At 70.2% G+C, this 18921-nt stretch carries 21 protein-coding genes; 14 read left to right on the top strand and 7 right to left on the bottom strand.

All coding sequences use genetic code 11. The annotated features are described in order from the left end of the window. Nucleotides 1-16: 16 nt before the first annotated feature. Nucleotides 17-1351, top strand: coding sequence for a hypothetical protein (locus BN10_RS15510; RefSeq protein ID WP_156917117.1), 1335 nt, complete (start codon nt 17-19; stop codon nt 1349-1351). On the opposite strand, the gene BN10_RS03150 is transcribed toward BN10_RS15510, so the two are convergent. After that, the gene (locus BN10_RS03150; RefSeq protein WP_010849714.1) at nt 1305-2657 is read right to left on the bottom strand and encodes a hypothetical protein; all 1353 of its coding nucleotides are present in this window, start codon (nt 2655-2657) and stop codon (nt 1305-1307) included. The two genes, BN10_RS15510 and BN10_RS03150, sit on opposite strands and share 47 nt — an antisense overlap. Before the next feature lie 60 nt (nt 2658-2717). Between BN10_RS03150 and BN10_RS03155 the strand changes: the two genes are divergently transcribed. Genes BN10_RS03155 through BN10_RS03175 form a run of 5 tightly spaced genes read left to right on the top strand, consistent with a single transcriptional unit; the run spans nt 2718 to nt 6450 of the window. After that, nucleotides 2718-3176 carry an SRPBCC family protein gene (locus BN10_RS03155; protein WP_010849715.1) on the top strand — a complete coding sequence of 153 codons (459 nt, stop codon included), beginning with the start codon at nt 2718-2720 and terminating at the stop codon, nt 3174-3176. Further along, nucleotides 3173-4423 carry an ArsA family ATPase gene (locus BN10_RS03160; protein ID WP_010849716.1) on the top strand — a complete coding sequence of 417 codons (1251 nt, stop codon included), beginning with the start codon at nt 3173-3175 and terminating at the stop codon, nt 4421-4423. Before BN10_RS03155 ends, BN10_RS03160 begins: the two co-directional genes overlap by 4 nt. Further along, nucleotides 4413-4808 (top strand): hypothetical protein, encoded by a 396-nt coding sequence (locus BN10_RS03165; protein WP_010849717.1) that lies wholly within the window; start codon nt 4413-4415, stop codon nt 4806-4808. Before BN10_RS03160 ends, BN10_RS03165 begins: the two co-directional genes overlap by 11 nt. Beyond that, complete coding sequence (locus BN10_RS03170; RefSeq protein ID WP_010849718.1) at nt 4805-5773, top strand: ROK family glucokinase; 969 nt, start codon at nt 4805-4807, stop codon at nt 5771-5773. The genes BN10_RS03165 and BN10_RS03170 overlap by 4 nt, the downstream gene beginning before the upstream one ends. 5 nt (nt 5774-5778) lie before the next feature. After that, nucleotides 5779-6450: an endonuclease/exonuclease/phosphatase family protein gene (locus BN10_RS03175; RefSeq protein WP_233354252.1), complete on the top strand. Its 672-nt coding sequence runs from the start codon at nt 5779-5781 to the stop codon at nt 6448-6450. A 16-nt stretch (nt 6451-6466) separates the two neighbouring features. Here the strand turns inward: BN10_RS03175 and BN10_RS15515 are convergent, their stop codons facing one another. Then, nucleotides 6467-7012 (bottom strand): hypothetical protein, encoded by a 546-nt coding sequence (locus BN10_RS15515; RefSeq protein ID WP_156917118.1) that lies wholly within the window; start codon nt 7010-7012, stop codon nt 6467-6469. Between the two features lie 80 nt (nt 7013-7092). Between BN10_RS15515 and BN10_RS03185 the strand changes: the two genes are divergently transcribed. The 3 genes from BN10_RS03185 to BN10_RS03195 all read left to right on the top strand — a co-directional run bounded on the left by BN10_RS03185 (nt 7093) and on the right by BN10_RS03195 (nt 10244). Beyond that, nucleotides 7093-7797: a lysophospholipid acyltransferase family protein gene (locus tag BN10_RS03185; RefSeq protein ID WP_010849721.1), complete on the top strand. Its 705-nt coding sequence runs from the start codon at nt 7093-7095 to the stop codon at nt 7795-7797. Nucleotides 7798-7882: 85 nt separating this feature from the next. Beyond that, nucleotides 7883-9208, top strand: coding sequence for a class II 3-deoxy-7-phosphoheptulonate synthase (locus BN10_RS03190; protein ID WP_084311154.1), 1326 nt, complete (start codon nt 7883-7885; stop codon nt 9206-9208). Next, nucleotides 9201-10244: a threonine aldolase family protein gene (locus BN10_RS03195; RefSeq protein ID WP_010849723.1), complete on the top strand. Its 1044-nt coding sequence runs from the start codon at nt 9201-9203 to the stop codon at nt 10242-10244. Before BN10_RS03190 ends, BN10_RS03195 begins: the two co-directional genes overlap by 8 nt. 60 nt (nt 10245-10304) lie before the next feature. Here BN10_RS03195 and BN10_RS03200 read toward each other — a convergent pair whose 3' ends face one another. The 3 genes from BN10_RS03200 to BN10_RS03210 form a co-directional block, all read right to left on the bottom strand. Next, nucleotides 10305-11222: a DMT family transporter gene (locus BN10_RS03200; protein WP_010849724.1), complete on the bottom strand. Its 918-nt coding sequence runs from the start codon at nt 11220-11222 to the stop codon at nt 10305-10307. 1 nt (nt 11223) lies between these two features. Continuing rightward, a complete protein-coding gene (gene pknB, locus BN10_RS03205) occupies nt 11224-13149 on the bottom strand; it encodes a Stk1 family PASTA domain-containing Ser/Thr kinase (protein WP_040752386.1) in 1926 nt (641 codons plus the stop codon). 69 nt (nt 13150-13218) lie between these two features. After that, nucleotides 13219-14226 (bottom strand): lytic transglycosylase, encoded by a 1008-nt coding sequence (locus BN10_RS03210; protein ID WP_010849726.1) that lies wholly within the window; start codon nt 14224-14226, stop codon nt 13219-13221. A gap of 119 nt (nt 14227-14345) precedes the next feature. On the opposite strand from BN10_RS03210, the gene BN10_RS03215 reads away from it, so the two are divergent. Continuing rightward, on the top strand, nt 14346-14708 hold the full coding sequence (locus BN10_RS03215; RefSeq protein WP_407674661.1) for an Rv2175c family DNA-binding protein: 363 nt from the start codon (nt 14346-14348) through the stop codon (nt 14706-14708). Nucleotides 14709-14801: 93 nt separating this feature from the next. On the opposite strand, the gene BN10_RS03220 is transcribed toward BN10_RS03215, so the two are convergent. Next, a complete protein-coding gene (locus tag BN10_RS03220) occupies nt 14802-15887 on the bottom strand; it encodes a polyprenyl synthetase family protein (RefSeq protein WP_010849728.1) in 1086 nt (361 codons plus the stop codon). An 88-nt stretch (nt 15888-15975) separates the two neighbouring features. On the opposite strand from BN10_RS03220, the gene metF reads away from it, so the two are divergent. Next, a complete protein-coding gene (gene metF / locus BN10_RS03225; RefSeq protein WP_010849729.1) occupies nt 15976-16866 on the top strand; it encodes a methylenetetrahydrofolate reductase [NAD(P)H] in 891 nt (296 codons plus the stop codon). A 45-nt stretch (nt 16867-16911) separates the two neighbouring features. Here the strand turns inward: metF and BN10_RS03230 are convergent, their stop codons facing one another. Further along, entirely contained in the window at nt 16912-17424 is a 513-nt protein-coding gene (locus BN10_RS03230; RefSeq protein WP_010849730.1) for a YbaK/EbsC family protein, read from the bottom strand. Nucleotides 17425-17828: 404 nt separating this feature from the next. On the opposite strand from BN10_RS03230, the gene BN10_RS03235 reads away from it, so the two are divergent. From BN10_RS03235 to BN10_RS03245, 3 genes are all read left to right on the top strand, one after another. Beyond that, nucleotides 17829-18131, top strand: coding sequence for a DUF6504 family protein (locus BN10_RS03235; protein WP_010849732.1), 303 nt, complete (start codon nt 17829-17831; stop codon nt 18129-18131). Nucleotides 18132-18143: 12 nt separating this feature from the next. Next, entirely contained in the window at nt 18144-18557 is a 414-nt protein-coding gene (locus BN10_RS03240; RefSeq protein WP_010849733.1) for an SAV_6107 family HEPN domain-containing protein, read from the top strand. 124 nt (nt 18558-18681) lie between these two features. Then, nucleotides 18682-18921: PHP domain-containing protein (locus BN10_RS03245; protein ID WP_040750880.1), on the top strand; the 240-nt coding region annotated here is incomplete at its 3' end.

Raw genomic sequence — 18921 nt, forward strand, 5'->3', positions numbered from 1 at the left:
GTGCGACGATGAGCCCGTGAGGTCACCGAGGCGCCGGACGCGACGCGCCACGGGAGGCGCCGTGTTGTGGGCGATTTCTCTCCTCGTCGCGTGCAGCCTCACCGCGTGCTCGACCGGGGGTCACGACCCGACTCCGCGCTCGACTCCCCGGACCTCCGCGACGCTCGACCCTGCGGCCGAGGCCGCCCTCCTCGATGCCGTCGACGTGGTACTGACGACGCGAGAGCGTGCGATCCGTGCAGGCGACGAGCAGACGTATGCCGCGCTTCTCGCCGATCCGACGGCGGGCCGCGGCCCGGCTCTGCTCACGCAGTTCGCGACCTTGGCCGCCGTGCCCTGGGCCGAGTTGCGCCACCACCACCCCAGACTCTCCAGAACCCCGACCGCGACCCCATCCGGAACTGGGTCACGTGGTGCGACCACGGTCGATGTGCTCGTCCCGACGACCTGGCGGCTGGCAGGAGAGCGGGCCGACACCCACGCCGAGGAAGGCTTCACAGTGACTCTCGTCGGCGGCGCCGACGGTGGCTGGCGCATCGTCGACCACACCGCACCGATCACGGCAGCGGCGCCGTGGTGGGCGCCAGGGGCAGGGGTGACGAACGCAGCCCACGGGCTGGTCGTCGGGACCGTCGACGAGGTGACGCGCACGGCATACGCCCAATGGGTGGAGCGGGCACACGAGCTTGCCGTCGCCGCTTGGCCCTCCGGCGCCCCGATGCCGCCTCTCGTCGTCGTCGCACCGGCCACCGCCACGGACTACCTGGCCTGGTCGAAGGCCGCCGCCGGCACCGACCAGGTCGCTGCCGTGACCGACGGACCACTCGACGCGACCGGCCGTGCCGTCGCGGATCGGGTGCTGCTCAACCCGGACGCCCTAGCCCGGCTCAGCCCTGATGGGCGCGCCTTCGTCATCGCACACGAGGCGGTGCACGTCCGGCTCCGGGCCGAGTTGGCCGGACAGGCCCCGCTGTGGCTCTCGGAGGGTTTCGCCGATCACGTTGCGTATGCCGCGACCGGCCTCACGCCGACGACGATCGCCGCCGACGCGCTCGCGCCGGTGAGAGCCGGCAACCTTCCGACCCGGCTCCCCGACCAAGGTGATTTCAACGCCGAAGCTGCGACGATCGGCCCCACCTACCAGCGCAGCTGGGTGCTCGTGACCCTGCTCGTCGACCGCCACGGCGTTGAGGCGGTGCGCGAATTCATCAGGGCGGCAGCGATTCCCGGGACACAAGCGGACGCCGAAGCAGCAGCGGACCGTGCTCTCGTCAGCGTCCTCGGGACAACCCGAGCGCAACTGCTCAGCGACTGGCAGGCGCGACTGCAGGAACTCGCCGAAGAGGGATGACGAGCGAGACGGCGACGAGCGCCAGCGACAGCCAGAATTGGTTGTAAAAGGCCTGCTTGTTCACGAGACTGGCGACCAGGAGCACGAGGGCCGCCCAGCGCAGCAATTCGCCGAGATCGGGTTGCCGGCGATGGACGGCCACCATCGCGATGGCGAGTGCGCCGAGCACCACGAGGCCGGTCACCCAGAAGGGCAGCGTGATGCCGAACTCGTTGAGGAAGAACAGAAACCACGTGTTGGCGAAGCGAATCGGGTGGAACTGCACGAGAGCCGTCACCGTGTCGTGCCAGAAGGCGGCGAAGTCCGCGAGGACCCACGGGGAGATCAGGGCGGCGGTCAGGGCACCGGTCGCGAGGACCCGGCGCCACCCGAAAGGTCGCCAGACCAGCAGGAGCGGGACGACCAGCGCCAAGTGCTGCTTGCTCGCGCAGGCCAGAGCGAGAGGAATGATCGACCACCAGGCCCGGCCGCGCGCGACGAGCACGGCCCAGACAACGATCAGGGCGGCGAGCAGTGGCTCGGTCCAGGCCTGGTCGACCTGGGTGATCGTGCCCGGCACGACGACCAGGAGGGCGGCGATGGCCGCGCCGCGACGGTTCCCGAGCCCGTCGGTGGCGCTGAGGCGAGCAAGGGCAACGGTGGCGAGGAGGAGCACGAGCGACCACAGGAGCAGCGCCCACCGCACGTCACCGAAGAGCCACTTCCCCGGAGCGACGAGGACGGTCATCCAGGGCAGGTAGGAGTGGATGTCCTTGACGCCGGGGGAGCCGGTCCACGTTGCGGTGTAGAAGTTGCCGCCGCGACCCAGGACCTCGCTGGCCTGCTGGAGGAGGTACCAGACGTCGATCCGCGGCGCGGGGTCACCGATGATCGCGATTGTCGACAGCGCGATGGCGGCGACGGCAGCCGTGCCGACCACCGCCCCCCAGAGGTATGCCGCGGGGCTGGGTCCCGCGGCATCCGAAGGCAGGGTGGTGAGCCACGTGAGAACGGCCGTGACCACCGCCGCTCCCACCGTGACCGTCACGGCGGCGGTCAGCCACCCGTCGCGTAGGTACGTGAACAGCGGCACGGCCAGGGTGACGACGGCACTCCCGGCGAGGGTGACCGGCACCCAACGCTGCGCCGGATCGGGAACCACGCGACGGGCCAGGGACACCGCGAGCACGACCGCCGCAGCGGTCAGGACGAGCAGGATGAGCAGCCGGAAGCGGACGACGCTCCACTGCATGGCGGCCGTGGTCGCCAGCCAGGTGGCCGCCGCGGCGACGCCGATCCATCGAGGGCTCGGGGTGCGCGGGATCACTGCACCATCCTAGGAAGCCCTTGCCGAGGCATCTCCGGCGGCGCGATAGCCTTTCGAGTCATGGCCGACAGCACCACGTCCTCGATCGAGATTGCCGCAGAACCCGCAGCGGTGCTCGACGTCATCGCCGATTTCGAGGCCTATCCGCAGTGGGCAGGCCAGGTGAAGTCGGTCACCGTGCTCACCGAGGACGGTGACGGCTGGGCCGACCAGGTCGAGTACGTCCTGGACGCCGGCGCCATCAAGGACACCTATGTCCTGAAGTACGACTGGGACGCCATCGAGGCCGATGGCACCGGCTCGGTGTCGTGGAGTCTGGTCCGCGCTGGCGTACTCACCGCCCTCAACGGCACCTACGCCCTCACCGGGAAGGCCAAGGGACCCACCAAGGTTACCTACGACCTCGAGGTCGACCTCAAGATCCCCATGATCGGCATGCTCAAGCGCAAGGCGGAGAAGGTCATCACCGACACCGCGCTCAAGGAGTTGAAGAAGCGCGTCGAGTCGATGAAGGCGTGACCGAACCTCCCGGCAGCACTCGAGTCCTGCTCGTCACCGGCAAGGGGGGCGTGGGCAAGACGACCACGGCCGCGTCGATGGCCGTCGCTGCCGCCTCAAGCGGTCATCGTGTCCTGGTCCTCTCCACGGATCCCGCGCACTCCTTGGGTGACGTCCTCGACGTCGATTTGCCCTCGGCCCGGCACTGGCGCAGCGGCACCGATGTCCCGGTGGGTGTCCCGGGGTCGCCCGGCGGGCTCACCGTCCTGGCGGTGGACCACCACACCGACGTCGAGGCTGACTGGGACGTCGTGCGCGACCACCTGCTCCGCATCCTCGAGGGCCTGGACGTGGACCCGGTCATCGCCGACGAACTCGTCACGCTCCCCGGAGCCGACGAGGTCCATGCCCTCCTGACCTTGGCGCTCGCCGTCGACTCCGGCGACTGGGATCTCGTCGTCGTCGACTGCGCCCCGAGCGCCGAGACGCTGCGCCTGCTCACCCTCCCCGAGATCCTCGGCTGGCACCTCGATCGGTTGTTGCCCGCCCAACGTCGCCTCCTCACGACCTTGCGCCCGGCTGCGGCGGCCGCGACCGGCATACCGCTGCCGGACCGCGAGGTCCTCGACGTCATCGGCACCTGGCGTCGCCTGATGGCGCGCTGTCGTGAGGTCCTCACCGGGCCGTCGGCGAGCGTGCGCATCGTCCTCACCCCGGAGCGTGTCGTCGTCGCGGAGGCGCGCCGGTTGCGGTCCGCCTTCGCCCTCCACGGGTATGCCGTGGACGAGGTCGTCGTGAACCGCGTGCTCCCGGCGGGTGAGGACGAATGGCGCAGCGCGTGGAACAGGGCACAGGCCGACGGGCTCACGCTGATCATCGAGTCCTTCGACGGCATCCCGGTGACGGTCACCCCGCACGTGGCCGGCGAGCCGATCGGTGTGGCGGCCCTGGCGGCCCTCGCCGACGAACGCTCGGTCCTGGCGGGCACGCCGCGGGCCCTGACCGACCCGGTCGAGGTGGCGGTGCCACGGGTGACCGGGGCCGAAGACGGATTCGTCCTCGAGCAGCCGATCGGGCTGGCCGACGCGGCCGCGGTGCGGGTGCAGCGCCGGGCCGACGACCTCATCGTCAGCGTGGGCGGTGACCGGCGGATCATTGCGCTGCCGTCGGCGCTGCGGCGTTGCGTCGTTGAGAATGCGTCGGTGGGCAGTGGGATGCTCACGGTGCGGTTCGTCAAGGACGAGGAGGTGTGGCCCCATGGCCGATGAGGACGTCGACGCCGCCATCGGTTCGGTGGCCGAGGAGACCGCACGCCTGCTGCGCGTGCTCGGTGGGGGACCACCGAACACCGACGACCGCGCCGACCCAGCGACCGCGCCGACCATCGACACCACGCCGGCCACCCACTCCCGTGCTTGCACGTGGTGCCCGCTGTGCCGCGGCGTGGAGCTCGTCAAAGGGCTGAGTCCGGAGACCTTGCGGTCCCTCGCCGACGTGGCCACCCTTGCGGCGACCACCTTCGCTGACCTGGCCGCGCGGCATACCCCATCCTCGAGGAGCGAGGAGGGGGCGCCCCCACCACGGCGCCCGCGCCCACCGGTGGAGGACATCATCGTGACCGGCACCGACCCGCGCGGAGAGGAGGGGGCGTGAACGGCCCGCTCACCATTGGCATCGACATCGGCGGCACCAAGGTCGCCGGTGGGGTCGTGGACGCGCGGGGTGCCCTGCTCGCCACCGCGCGCACCGTGACACCGGACCGCTCCCGCAGCCCTCGCGTCGTCGAGGAGACGATTCTCTCGGTGGTCGACGAACTTCGTGCTGTCCATCCGGACGTTGCGGCCGTCGGCATCGGTGCCGCCGGCTTCGTCTCGGCAGACCGCTCCACTGTCGTCTTCGCGCCTCACCTGTCGTGGCGCAACGAGCCCCTGCGCGAGCGGCTCGGCGAACGCGTCGGGCTGCCGCTCGTCGTCGACAACGATGCGAACGCCTCGATCTGGGGCGAGTACCGCTTCGGTGCCGGACGCGGTGAGTCCCACCTCGTCATGGTCAACCTGGGCACGGGCATCGGGGGTGGCATCGTCTATGAGGGGCAGGTGATCCGGGGTCGCTACGGCATCGCCGGGGAATTCGCGCACATGCAGGTCGTCCCCGATGGCATTCGCTGCGAGTGTGGCAACCGAGGCTGTTGGGAGCAGTACGCCTCCGGCAACGCGCTGGTTCGCGAGGCTCGCGTGCTCATGGCGTCGACCTCGCCGATGATCACCGACCTCTTCCGGGAGGTCGTCGGCCCGGCCGACACCCTCTCCGGACCGTTGGTCACCGAGGCTGCCAAGCGCGGTGACCGTCTCGCCATCGAACTCATCGGCGAGGTCGGCCGATGGCTCGGTGTCGGGATCGCCAACCTCGCCGCAGCTCTCGACCCGGGGACCTTCGTCATCGGCGGCGGGGTGAGCGCGGCCGGCGAGTTCCTGCTGGGTCCGGCGCGCGAGAACTTCCGCCGCCACCTCACCGGCCGTGGTTATCGACCGGAGGCTCGCATCGTTGCGGCGGCGCTGGGCAACGACGCCGGCGTCATCGGGGCCGCGGAACTCGCACGGGACGCCCTGTCCACGTGAGGGCGGTGCGTGTCGCGTCGTACAACACGCGCGACTTCCTCGACGACCGCGACGCGGCAGCCAGCGTCGTGCGCGCCATCGATCCGGACGTGCTCTGCCTGCAGGAGGTTCCGCGCCGCCTCGGCGCCGCGTGGCGGGTGTCGCGCTTCGCGACGGCGTGCGGCATGGCGTGGGTGGGGCGTCATCGGGGCAGTGGAGGGACGACGATCTTCGTCTCCGAGCGCATCCGCGTCTCGGGTGCCGGTCACCACCGACTGCCGGTGCGGTTGCTCGACCGGACTCGTGGGTATGCCGTGGCGCACCTGGTGATCGACGGCTGGCAACCGCTGACCGCGGTCAGTCTCCACCTGAGCCTGAGGCCGGATGAACGGCAACGTCATGCCGGGGCCATCCTCGCCGCACTTGCCGACCAACCGGGTGCGCTCGTCGTCGCCGGAGATCTCAACGAACTCGATGACGGCGCGGCCCATCGTGCCTTTGCCCAAGGGCTGCGCGTCGTCAGCGGGTCAGTGCCCACGTATCCCTCTCGCGCTCCGCGCAAAGCACTCGACGTCATCTTTGCCACGCCGCACCTGAAGGTCGTGGCCGGCCCGCCCGTCGTGCTGGACGATGCCGTGCTCGCCGCCGCCTCGGACCACCGGCCGGTGTGGGTCGACCTGAGGCCCGGCTCGGTCTGACGCGAGCGGCAGGGACTCAGACGCGGGAACCGTCGTCGGAGTCGAAGGGATCGCGTTCCCTGGGAGCGCGCAGGACCAGCAGCCCGAAGCCGAGCACGATCGCGGCGATGCCGGCGAGCAGCCACCAGGTGGCGTGGAACGGCCGGGCGAAGACGACATAGAGAACCATGACCGGGCCGAGCACCAAGCCCGCCACCGCCCCCCAATAGTGCAGGTCCTCACCCGGTGGCAGGGCCACCTCTGGTGGTACGAAGCCGTCGTCCTCGTCGTCCTCGTCGTCCTCGCCGGCACCAAGGTCGGGTGTCTCGTCCGTGATCGACGGCCCGGTCGGGCCGCGCCAGACGGGAAAGGACAGGACGGTGACCTCTGGGGTCGAGCTCCCAGCGGGAGCGGGAGGCTCGGCGTCGGTGAGATCGGGTGGGGTGCCTTCTGTGTCCGACACGCTCGTGCCGTCGGGGTCCGCGTCACCCCAGTGCGCCACGATGTCCTCGAAGCGTCGGTCGACCACGTCGTCGGGGAGCCGTGAAGAATCTTCACGGGCACCGTCGTCGCGGGAGGTCACGCCATCCATTGTGACCCACGGTGGCGTGGGCTCGGTCGACTAGGCTGCACGGGTCGGTTCTCGGAAGGACGAAACGCCCGGTGTTGTACTGGTTGCTCAAGACGGTCGTCCTCGGACCGGTCCTCAAAGTGCTCTTCCGCCCGTGGGTGGAAGGGGAGGAGCACATTCCGGACGCCGGGGGAGTGATCTTCGCGAGCAACCACCTCTCCTTCTCCGATTCGATCTTCCTGCCGCTCGTCGTGCCTCGGAAGATGACCTTCTTGGCCAAGGCCGACTACTTCACCGGCACCGGCCTGAAGGGACGTCTGACCAAGATGTTCTTCACCGGGGTCGGCCAGCTTCCCGTGGATCGCAGCGGTGGTCGCGCGAGCAGCGCCGCTCTCGACGCCGGTCTCAAGGTGCTGCGCGCCGGCGACATCCTGGGCCTCTACCCCGAGGGCACCCGTTCGCCGGACGGGCGCCTCTACAAGGGCAAGACCGGGGTGGCCAGGATGGCCATCGAGGCTGGGGTGCCCGTGGTGCCGGTCGCGATGATCAACACCGACAAGGTGCAGCCCACCGGCACGGTGATCCCGAAGATCCAGCGCGTCGGCATCCGCTTCGGCGCCCCCCTGGACTTCTCCCGGTATGCCGGCCTCGAAGAGGACCGCTTCGTCCTGCGGTCCGCGACCGACGAGATCATGTACTCGCTCATGGAGCTCTCCGGGCAGGAGTACGTCGACATGTATGCCGCGCAGATGAAGGACAGCCTCAAGGCCAAGAAGGCGGGCACCACCTCGACCTGACTGACCGGCATCCGGGCCGGGCGAGGAGGTCGCTCGCCGGGGAACCTATCCTTGGACGGTGAGCATCACCACCGATCCGGCCCCCATGGCCGGACTCCTCGCGCCCGATGACCTGCCGGCTGCCCAGCAGCCGACCTGGCCGGACGCCGCCGCCCTGCAGTCGGCGGTCGCCACGCTCGCCACCTATCCACCGCTCGTCTTCGCCGGCGAATGCGATGTCCTCAAGACCCGGATGGCGGCCGCCGCGCGCGGCGAGGCCTTCGTGCTCCAGGGCGGGGACTGCGCCGAAACCTTCGCCGGGGCGAGTGCCGACAACATCAAGAACCGGGTCAAGACGATCCTCCAGATGGCGGCTGTCCTCACCTACGGGGCGTCCGTGCCCGTGGTCAAGGTGGGGCGGATGGCCGGGCAGTACGCGAAGCCGCGCTCGAGCGACGTCGAGACCCGCGACGGCGTCACGCTTCCGGCCTACCGCGGCGACATGGTCAACGACTACGACTTCTCGGCGCCCTCGCGCGAGCCCGACCCGCAGCGCTTGGTGCGGGGGTATCACGCGAGCAGCGCGACCCTCAACCTCGTGCGGGCCTTCACCACCGGTGGCTTCGCGGACCTTCGGTACGTTCACGACTGGAACAAGGGCTTTGTCTCCAACGCGGCCAACGCCCGCTACGAGAAGATCGCGCGCGACATCGACAAGGCGATGAAGTTCATGGCCGCCTGTGGTGCCGACTTCGAGGCGATGAAGACCACGGAGTTCTTCGCCGCCCACGAGGCGCTGCTGCTGGACTACGAGCGACCCCTGGTGCGCACCGACTCCCGCACAGGTGAGCTCTACAGCACCTCGGCGCACTTCCTCTGGGTCGGGGAGCGCACCCGCGACCTGGCCGGCGCGCACATCGACTTCGTCTCGCGCATTCGCAACCCGATCGGCGTCAAGGTCTCCGCCGGCGCCGATGTCGACGACCTGCTGCGGATGATCGACGCACTCGACCCGACTCGCGAGCCGGGGCGCCTGACCTTCATCACGCGCATGGGTGCCGGCCGGATCCGTGAAGCCCTACCGTCGATCGTCGAGAAGGTCACGGCCTCGGGTGCCCAGGTCACGTGGGTGTGCGACCCGATGCACGGCAACACCTTCTCGTCTGCTTCTGGGTACAAGACAAGGGATTTCGAGGACGTCGTCGACGAAGTCCGTGGCTTCTTCGAGGTGCACCAGGGCTTGGGCACGGTGCCAGGTGGCATCCACGTCGAGCTCACCGGCAACGACGTCACCGAGTGCATCGGTGGCTCGGAGAAGATCCTCGACGCGGACCTTGCGAACAACTACGAGTCCCTCTGCGACCCTCGGCTCAACCACCAGCAGAGCCTCGAACTCGCCTTCCTCGTCGCCGAGATGCTCTCGCGTGACTGAGGTCGTGGCGGACCTGTTGTCCGACACCCTCACTCGTCCCACAGCCGCCATGCGGCACGCGATGGCGGAGGCCGAGGTGGGCGATGACGTCTTCCGCGAGGATCCGACCGTCAGGGCGCTCGAGGAGCGGGTTGCCGGGCTGCTCGGCCACGAGGCCGGACTCTTCTGCCCGACGGGATCCCTCGCCAACCAACTCGGCCTGCGCCTGCACGTGCGACCCGGCGGAGAGATGCTCGCGGACTCGTTGGCGCACGTCGTGCGCGCCGAACTCGGTGCCGCCGCGGTCTTCTCGGGCATCACCTCGCGCACCTGGTCCTCGGTCGCCGGCCGCCTCGTGGCGGCCGACGCGCTGGCGATGGTGACCACCGGTGTCGGGCCCTATCAGGTGGAAACCCAGCTCGTCGTCGTCGAGAACACGCACAACTTCGGCGGTGGGACGATCCAGCCGCTCACCGAGATCGAAGCCCTGCGGGCGGGGTTGGAGCCACTCGGGGTGCCGATGCACCTCGACGGTGCGCGGCTGTGGAACGCGCACGTGGCCACGGGGGTGGCGCTGGCGGCATACGGCCGGCTGTTCGACACCGTGAGCGTGTGCCTGTCCAAGGGGCTCGGAGCCCCGGTCGGCTCCGTGCTCGTCGGTTCCACCGACGCGATGGCCGAGGCGCGGGTATGGCGCAAGCGTTACGGGGCCGGGATGCGTCAGGCCGGCGTCATCGCGGCTGCCGGTCTATATGCCGTGGACCACCACCTCGACCGGCTCGCCGAGGATCACGCCCGGGCGCGCCGATTCGCGACGGCGCTGGCCGAGTCGGTGTCCGTCGTCGACCCGGCGGCGGTCGAGACCAACATCGTCATGATCGACACCTCCTCCACGGGCCGCTCCGCCGCTGAGATCTCAGCAGCGGTGGGGGAGAAGGGTGTTCGCGCCTTTCCCGCCGGCAAGGACCGCGTCCGGCTGGTGTGGCACCTCGACGTCGACGACGCCGGCACGGACGCCGCCATCGAGGCCTTTCGCGAGGTTCTGCTCACCCGCTGAAGGACAACTTCTGCGTCGCGCGGCCCGCCCGATCCTGCAGGTTGGGTGTCAGGCTCGTGGTCAGGCTTCGTGGTGCAGCGCTTCGGCCGGCGGATCCTCCAGTGCTGTTGCCGCCGGGTCGCGAGCCCCGGGGCGCAGCTCCACCAGGTAGGTGGCGCCGATGACCAGGGCGCCGCCGATCAGCATGCGTGTGGTCAACGACTCGCCGCCGAAGAGGACCGCGAAGAAGGCGGCCATGACGGGCTCGAGCGACATGACGATGGCCGCCTTGGTGGCCGTGAGGTGGGCCTGGGCCCAGGTTTGCGCCCAGAGGGCGAAGGCTCCCGCGACGAGCGCCATGTAGAGCATCGAGGTCCACTGCCCGGTGGAGTGCGGCAGGGTGAGGCCACCGGGCAGGGCGGCCACGAAGCAGATCGCCGCGATGACGCCTGCCTGGACCGTCGCCAGCCCGACGGCCGTGTCGCTGGTCGACCACCGGCCGAGCGCGATGATGTGCAGGGCATAGATGGCAGCGGCCACGAGGGTCTGGGCCTCCCCGATCCCCACGGCGAATCCGCGCAGGGACAGCACGGCCAACCCGATCGTGGCCAGGGCCACCGCGAACCACGCCACCCCGGAGATGCGGTCCCTGAGGAGGACGGCGGCAAACACGGGGGTGAGCACGACGTACGTCCCGGTGATGAAGCCCGAGATGGAGGCGTCCGTGTGCTGTAGCCCCATCGTCTGGAGCACTTGTGCTCCCCCGTAGAGGGCTCCCAGGATGACCCCGAGCCGCACGTCACGGGTGCTCAAGCGGCGCACCTGACGGTGGAAGAGGGCCAGCATCGCGACGGCCGCGATGGCGAAGCGCACGGCGAGGAAGTCCGCCGGTGGCACGGTCCGGACCAGGTCCTTGATGAGGAAGAAGGTCGAGCCCCAGACCGCGGTCACGCAGATGAGGAGGAAGGCCGCCAGCCTCGCGGTGGTCGCCGAGCGCACGTCAGACGGTCTTCAAGGTGACTGTCGAACCCTTGGGGATCTGGGTGCCGGCCGCCGGATCGGTGCTCTGCACCGTGCCGAAGTTGATGCCCGGCAGCAACTTCTGCACCTTGACGCGGAGGCCGGCCGCCTCAAGGGTCGCCGTGGCCGCGCCGACCTGATTGCCGACGACATCGGGGACGGCGACGAGCACCGGACCCTTGGAGACGACAACCGTGACGGTGTCGCCCTTGAAGAGTTGCCCGCCGGGGGGAGTCTGCGAGATGACGTTGCCCTTGGGCACGGTGTCGCTGTTCTCCTCGCTGCCGACCGCGACGACCAGCCCGGCACCCTCGAGAGTGCTCTTGGCGTCGGCCAGCGACTTGCCCTCGACGTTGGTGACAGCGATCGGCTGGCGTCCCTTGGAGATGACAAGGTTGACCGCACCGCCCGGTGGAAGGGGAGTGCCTTCGGCCGGGTCGACGGAGATGATGGCGCCCTGGGTGACCGTCTCGGAGAACTCCTGGCTCTGCCGGCCCGAGCTGAGGCGGGCCTCCTTGAGGGCGGCCAACGCCTGGTCGACGGAGAGGTTGGCCAGTGGGGGCACGGCATACCGCTCCGGGCCCTTGGACACGATCAGGCCCACGGTCTGCGACTTGCGGATCGTCGTGCCCGCCCGAGGGTCGCTGGAGATCACGATGCCGGCGGCAGCGTCCTCCGAGAACGCCTGCTGGGTGCTCGACGCCAGGCCCACGCTGGTGAGTAACTTCTGCGCGGCGGCGAGCTCGAGGCCTTCGACCTTGGGCACCGGCGTGGGCGTGAGCGGGCCCTTCGTGAAGACCCAGACCGTGGCCGCCAGGAGGGCCGCCGAGAGGGCGACGAGCACCCACGGCCACGCCTTGCGCTTGCGCTTCACCGGGTATGCCGTGCGCACGGGCGGCAGGGCGGGCTGCGGGGTCGCGGTGGGCAGGGTCGTCGTCGCGACATCACTCGAAGGGACCGGCAATGGCGCCGTCGCCGCCGAGAGCGCCGCCGCGCTGCGGCCGCTACCGTCGGTGCCCGTGTGGGCGGTGCCGAGCCGACGGTCGAGTTGCTGGTCCGAGAGCCGCGAGCGAGCGCCGGCGAGCAAGGAGCGGAACTCGGCGGCATCGGTGGGTCGCAGGTCGGGATCACGCGCCCCAGCGGCCGAGACGATCTCGTCGAGCACCTTGGGGGTGCCGGCGACCTTGGACGAGACCTTGGGGACGTCCTCGTGCACGTGCTGGAAGGCGACGTTGACCGGCAGGTCGCCACTGAAGGCCTTCTCGCCGGTGAGCATCTCGAAGAGAATCAGCCCCGCGGCATACACATCGGAGCGGGCGTCGGCGATGCCTCGGCCCACCTGCTCGGGGGAGACATAGGCCACCGTGCCGAGGAGGACCTGGCTCGATGACGTGACCGTCTGGCTGGTCACGGCGCGCACGAGACCGAAGTCAGCGACCTTGACGACGCCGTCGTCGCGCAGCAGGACGTTCTCGGGCTTGACGTCCCGGTGGATGAGCCCGGCGCGGTGGGCGTGGGCGAGTGCGTCGAGGGTCGGGTCGAGGATGTCGAGCGCGGCGCGCGGCGTCAGTGAGCCCTCGTCTTCGAGTACCTGCCGCAAGGTGCGCCCGGCGACGTACTCCATGGCGATGAAGAGGTGCCCGTTGTCGGAGCCGTAGTCGAGCACGCCGACGATGTGAGGGTGCTGCAGTCCTGCCGCCGAGCGAGCCTCGCGCTCGAAACGACGCACGAACTCGTCGTCGTGGACCAGGTGCGGGCGGAGGACCTTGAGGGCCACCTCACGATGGAGGCGCAGGTCCAGAGCTCGGTAGACGATGGCCATGCCGCCGTCGGCGAGGTGTTCGAGGACTTCATACCTGCCGTCGAGGACCTCACCGACGAGGTCGGGAACAGCAGGCGAAGACACCCCCCGAGTGTAGGCGTTCACCCTGTCTCACCCCGCCATCGTTCGTCGTACCCGACCTGTCAGAAAGCGTCAGACGCGGTCCTTGAGGGCCTTGACCGAGCGCACGTAGAAGTGGGTGTCCTTGAACCAACCTTTGCTCCGCACCGAGGCGAAGCCCTGGTAGTAGGCCGCGATGACCTCGTCCTCGCTGGTGGCCATGGACCCGAGAGTGCGGAGCATGACGACTCCGGCCGTGACGTTGTCGCGGGTATCGAGCAGATTGAGATCGCGCCCGATCATGGCCTCGGCCCACTGGCCACCGGCGGGGATGACCTGCATCGCCCCGATCGCGTTGACGCCGGAGACATTGCGTTGGTTCCAGCCGGACTCCTGCATGGAGATCGCGAGCGCGAGCTTGGGGTCGACACCGTGCTGGCTCGCGGTGGCGACGATGAGGTCGCGCGTGGCAGAGCGACTCGGGACGGTGGCGGCGGCCAAGGCCGCCCGATTCGTGGCCGGGTTCTTCGACATCGCTGGCGTTCCCCCGGGGAAGACCGTGTCGTGGCCATCGCTCTGTTGGGATGCAGGTGGCGTCTCGGGCGCCGGCGCCGGCTTGGCGGGGGCGGTCTGCGCGGCTGCCACCATCGTCGTGATCTGCAGGACCTGGCCGGGATGAATGTGGGAGCGGGGGTTCAGGCCGTTGGCTTTCACCAGGCTGGGAAGGCCGATGCTGTGCGAGGCCGCGATCGACCACAAGGTGTCGCCCTGCTTGACCGTGTATGCCGTGGCCGGGGGTGCGGGGTCGGCCGGGGCTGCGGGGCCGCTCTGGCCCGTTGATGCAGCGTCGCCGCGGGGCACGAGGATGGTGCTCCCGGCGCGAAGTGCGCGTGGATTGGCCAGGTTGTTGTGCGCCGCGAGCTCGCCAGGACTGGTCTTGAAGATCGCGGCCAGGCCGATCAGGGTGTCGCCGCCCTTGACCTGGTACTCGGTCCAACCGTTGGGCGCCGTGGTGTTGGTTCGGACGGTCGCGGTCGTTGCCGGCAGGCTGGGCAGGGAAACGATCTCCGCCGGCAGGGCGGGGGCCGTGAACAAGACCATGGGGGAGATCCTCCGAACGTGCGATCTGGTGCGCATGTGACAGGTGTGACTCCTCGCGAGGGTAACCGAGGGAACCGGAGGATCCGGGGAGGCGCGTCGTGGGGGCCCGTGGCACGCTTGTGCGCGTGAGTGACCTCGACCGCGTCAGCGCGTGGCTGACCCTTCCCGATCTCGTCGAGCGCTACGGCGAACGCCTGTCGACGGTGCGCCGGTGGCTCGACGATCGTGAGCTCATCGGCATACGCCGCGGTGAGCACAAGGCGCTGGCCGTGCCGGCCGAGTTCCTCGACGAGACTGGGCCCCTCCCTGCCTTGAGGGGCACCTTCACGGTTCTCGCCGACGGGGGGATGAGCGATGAGGAGATCATCGCGTGGCTCTTCGCGGCTGACCCGACGTTGCCCGTCGACGGCGCCCCGATCGACGCGATCCGGGCCGGCCACAAGACCGAGGTGCGTCGTCGCGCCATGGAGGCCGCCTTCTGAGGGCCGACTCCATACAGATCTCGCACCGGACGCCAGCCACAGGTGTGGTCGGGTGCGAGGTCTGGTCCGGGCGGGTGTGGTCGAGTGCGCGCGTCAGGCCGTGCGGGCGGTCGAGATCTCGACAAGGTCGGCGAGCACCGCCCGGGCGTCGGCGGCGACACCCGCGGCCCGACCCAGGGCGGCCAAGGACTGCTCGGCCAACCGGCTGATCTCGGCCTCGACGGCGGTGACGGCACCGGACTCGGTGATGATCGCCCGCAGGTCCTCGACGTGTTCCTGGGCCAGGTCGGCGCGGCCGAGCAACTCCTCGACCCGCCCACGGCCGGCCGCGGAGGCACCGGTGAGGGTGTGCGCCACGAGCACGGTGCGCTTGCCCTCCCTCAGGTCGTCCCCGGCCGGTTTGCCGGTCGTCTCCGGGTCCCCGAAGACCCCGAGGATGTCGTCGCGCAGCTGGAAGGCGTGCCCGAGGTCGAGTCCATAGGACGACAACTCGGTCAGGTCGGTCTCGCCCAGACCACCGGTCGTCGCGCCGATCAGCAGCGGGTGCTCGATCGTGTACTTCGCGCTCTTGTACCGGATCACCCGGGACGCCCGGGCGACGCGCTCGCTGTCGTCGAGCCCCGCCCACGGTCGCACCGACTCGACGACGTCGAGGAACTGCCCGGCCATCAACTGGGTCCGCATCCGGTCGAAGAGCCCTCGTGCCCGCGTCAGGTCCTCGGTGGCCAGTCCGCTGGTGGCGTACAGCTCCTCGGTCCAGTTCAGGCAGAGGTTGCCGGCGAGAATCGCCCCGGCCATCCCGAAGCGGTCGGCATCCCCGGCCCAGCCCCGCCCGGTGTGGTGGCTGGCGAGCGCGCGGTGCGCGGCCGGCATACCCCTGCGGGTGTCGCTGTCGTCCATGACGTCGTCGTGGATCAACGCCGCGCCCTGGAAGAACTCCATCGACGTCGCCAGACGGACGGCTGCATCGCTGTCGGGGCGACCGGCCGCCCGGTGCCCCCAATAGAGGAAGGCGGCGCGAAGGCGCTTTCCACCGGTGAGCAGCAGGCCGATCGCGTCGACGAGGTCGTCGACGTCGGGCCCGATCTCGGCGAGGACCTCGCGCTGGTGAACCAACTCGCCATCGATGCACGCCTGGACGCGCTGGCGCAGGTCGGCCTGGTCGAGCGGGCTGGGCACGGGGTCCTCCGGGACGGGCGGTCGCGGGTCTGACCGCGACGTGGATGACCGAAAGCCTACGTCGTCGCTCTCGCCTACCCTTGGCCGCATGGTCCCGCACATCCCATATCGCCTCCGTGCGGAGCGGCCCTCGATCAGCTTCGAGTTCTTCCCGCCGAAGGACGACGGCTCCGAGGCCCAGCTCTGGGAGGCGATCCGGCATCTCGAGCGGATCCGGCCGGACTTCGTGTCGGTGACCTACGGCGCGGGTGGCACGACCCAGGACCGCACGATCCGCGTCACGGAGCGGATCGCCCGCGAGACCTCACTGGTGCCCTTGGCGCACCTGACGTGTGTGGGCGCGACGGTGCCGCAATTGCGTCGCGTCGTCGGTGCGTATGCCGCGGCCGGGATTCGCAACATCCTCGCCCTCCGCGGGGACCCGCCCGGCAACGTCGGGGGGGAATGGCTGCCCACCGAGGGCGGGCTCTCCCACGCCGACGAGCTCGTCGAGTTGATCCGCGGCCTGGGTGACTTCACGATCGGCGTCGCGGCCTTCCCGGACGTCCACCCGAGCAGTCCTGGCCTCGATCACGACATCGAGGTGCTCGTGCGCAAAGCCGATGCCGGCGCGAGTTTCGCGGTGACCCAGATGGTCTTCGACGCCGACACCTACCTCCGGTTGCGCGATGCCGTGGCGGCCCGCCCCCACCTGCCGGTGACTCCCGGCCTCATGCCGGTGACCAACCTCCGGCAGATCCAGCGGATGTCGCAGCTCATGGGGACGCCCCTGCCCGCGGCCGTGGTGTCGCGGCTCGAGGCGGTCGGTGAGGATGCGGCCGCGGTGCGCGCAGTGGGTGTGGAGATCGCCACGGAGTTGGCTCAGCGGATGCTCGGCGAGGGCGCGCCGGGGCTGCACTTCATCACGATGAACCGGTCGACCGCGACCCTCGAGGTGCACCGCAACCTCGGGTTGGCCTCGGACATGTCGCTCGTCTGAGCCAGACGCCCCAGGCAGGCGCCTGCCGCGGAGACTCGCGCCCGGTCAGACCACCTCGACCGGTGTGCCGGCTGTCATCGTCAGTAGGTCGTCGTAGGTCGTCGCGAAGACCGAGTGGGAGTGGCCGGCGGCCGCCCAGACCACGGCAAATCGGGCCAGGCTGACGTCGACGACGGTGCGCAGTGGGCTGAGGCTGCCGACCGGGGCGACCCCGCCGATGGCGAAGCCCGTCCACGCCCGGACCTCCTCGGGCGTCGCCTGGCGCAGCGGGGCGCACTCGAGGGTGTCGGCGATCTTGATCGTGTCGACCCGGTGTCCGCCGGAGGAGAGCACGAGCAGTGGGACCGGTGGCGTTCCGTCGCCCGCGTCAGCAGCGAACACGAGGGAGTTGGCGATCTCGGCCGGGGTGATGCCCAACGCCTCGGCCGCCGCCTTGGCGGTGCGCACCGCATCGGGCAGGTGGCGGATCTGCGGTGTGTGTCCGAAGGCGGCCAGGACAGCGAGGACCCGGCTGACCGCCGGATGATCGGCCCGGTCCGGCCCCTGCTCGACGCTCATGGCGGAAGCGTAGGGGGCCGGGGTCTTCAGAGGCGACGCTTGAAGCCCTCGTGGGACGCGGCATACCCGAGGCGGCCGTAGAACCGGTGGTGGGCCGGATCCGCGGTGATGGCCTCGAAGGCGCGCTCGTGGGTGTCGGTGGGCGTGGGGTCGACAGGCTCGCGGAGGCCCCGAGGACGTCGTCGTGCAGCAGGGCCAAGATGGCAGGCAGGTCCCGCGATCGGCGCGGCTGACGGTGAACTGCGCGCCCGCAGCTGTGATGTCGTCCGCGGGCCGCACTCTGTCACGCAGGACTTGACGCGTGTGCTCGGGGTGGGGCTACTCTGGGCATTGTTCGAACACGCGTTCGACAATGTGCAGGTCGTCTCCACACCATCCATTACGGCTCGAAGGGAGCCCATGTCGTGCTGCGCAGATTCGACGAGCCGATCGAGGTCAGGGTCGAGGACGAGCCGGCCGACGGCCAGGCACCGGGAGCACCGCGGGCCTTCCTCTGGCGCGGTCGGGTCTATGCGGTCCGGGGCATCGATGGGCACTGGAGCGAGCGGCGTGCCTGGTGGCGCGGTCCGGGCCCGGGCCTGGGGGATCGGCAGGTCTGGCGGGTCCGGGCCCAGGCCGGCCGCAGCGCGACCCCGGTCATCGCCGAGCTCGGCACGGACGGGCCGGCCGCGACCGACCCCTGGGTCCTCCTCGGCATCCTCGACTGAAAGGCGATCGTCATGACCACCAGCACCCTGGCTCTCGTCGAGCGCGCCCACGACTCCCTCTTGGTGGGGTATGCCGCGGAGTCCGCCACCGCACGCCACCACGCCGCCCAGATCGCGGCGCTGCGGGCCGCGGCAGCCGTCGTCGCCGCGCGGGACCGGCGCGACCGATCCTCCTCGCTCGGCCCGGTGAGCCTGTGGGACCTGCTCGGCCGACTCACCCCCGAGTTGTCCGAGTGGGCCCGTCACTTCGCCGTCATCACCCGTCGAATGCCGCTCGTGGAGTCCGGCCGGATCCGGGTCAGCGTCCGCGAGGCCGACGACCTGCTGCGCGATGCCGAGGCATTCCTCGCCCGTGCCGAGCTCGTCATCGGGTTGCCGACCCGGGTTGATCCCACGCCCCGGCTCGCGCCGGTCCGCTCGGCCTGACCGGCCTGACCGGCCTGACCAGCATGACCGCCTGCAGCGCAGAACTGAGGTGGCGCAGAACAGAGAACGCGCGACACGGACCTGACCCGTTGACCTGGCCCCGCGGCATACCGATTCGAGACCGATGACTGACTTCGCCCACCTTCACGTCGCCTCCGGCTTCTCGCTGCGGCACGGCGCGAGCACCCCGCAGGCCCTCGTCGAGCGGGCCGCCGCGCACGGCCAGCCAGCGCTCGCGCTCACCGACCGAGACGGGCTCTATGGTGCGGTGCGGTTCGCGACGGCGGCGATCGCGGCGGGCGTCCTGCCGGTCCTGGGCGTGGATCTCGCCGTCGGTCCCGACCCGGGGCAGGTGCGCCCGGCG

The sequence above is a fragment of the Phycicoccus elongatus Lp2 genome, from assembly GCF_000367525.1.
GTDB lineage: Bacteria > Actinomycetota > Actinomycetes > Actinomycetales > Dermatophilaceae > Phycicoccus_A > Phycicoccus_A elongatus.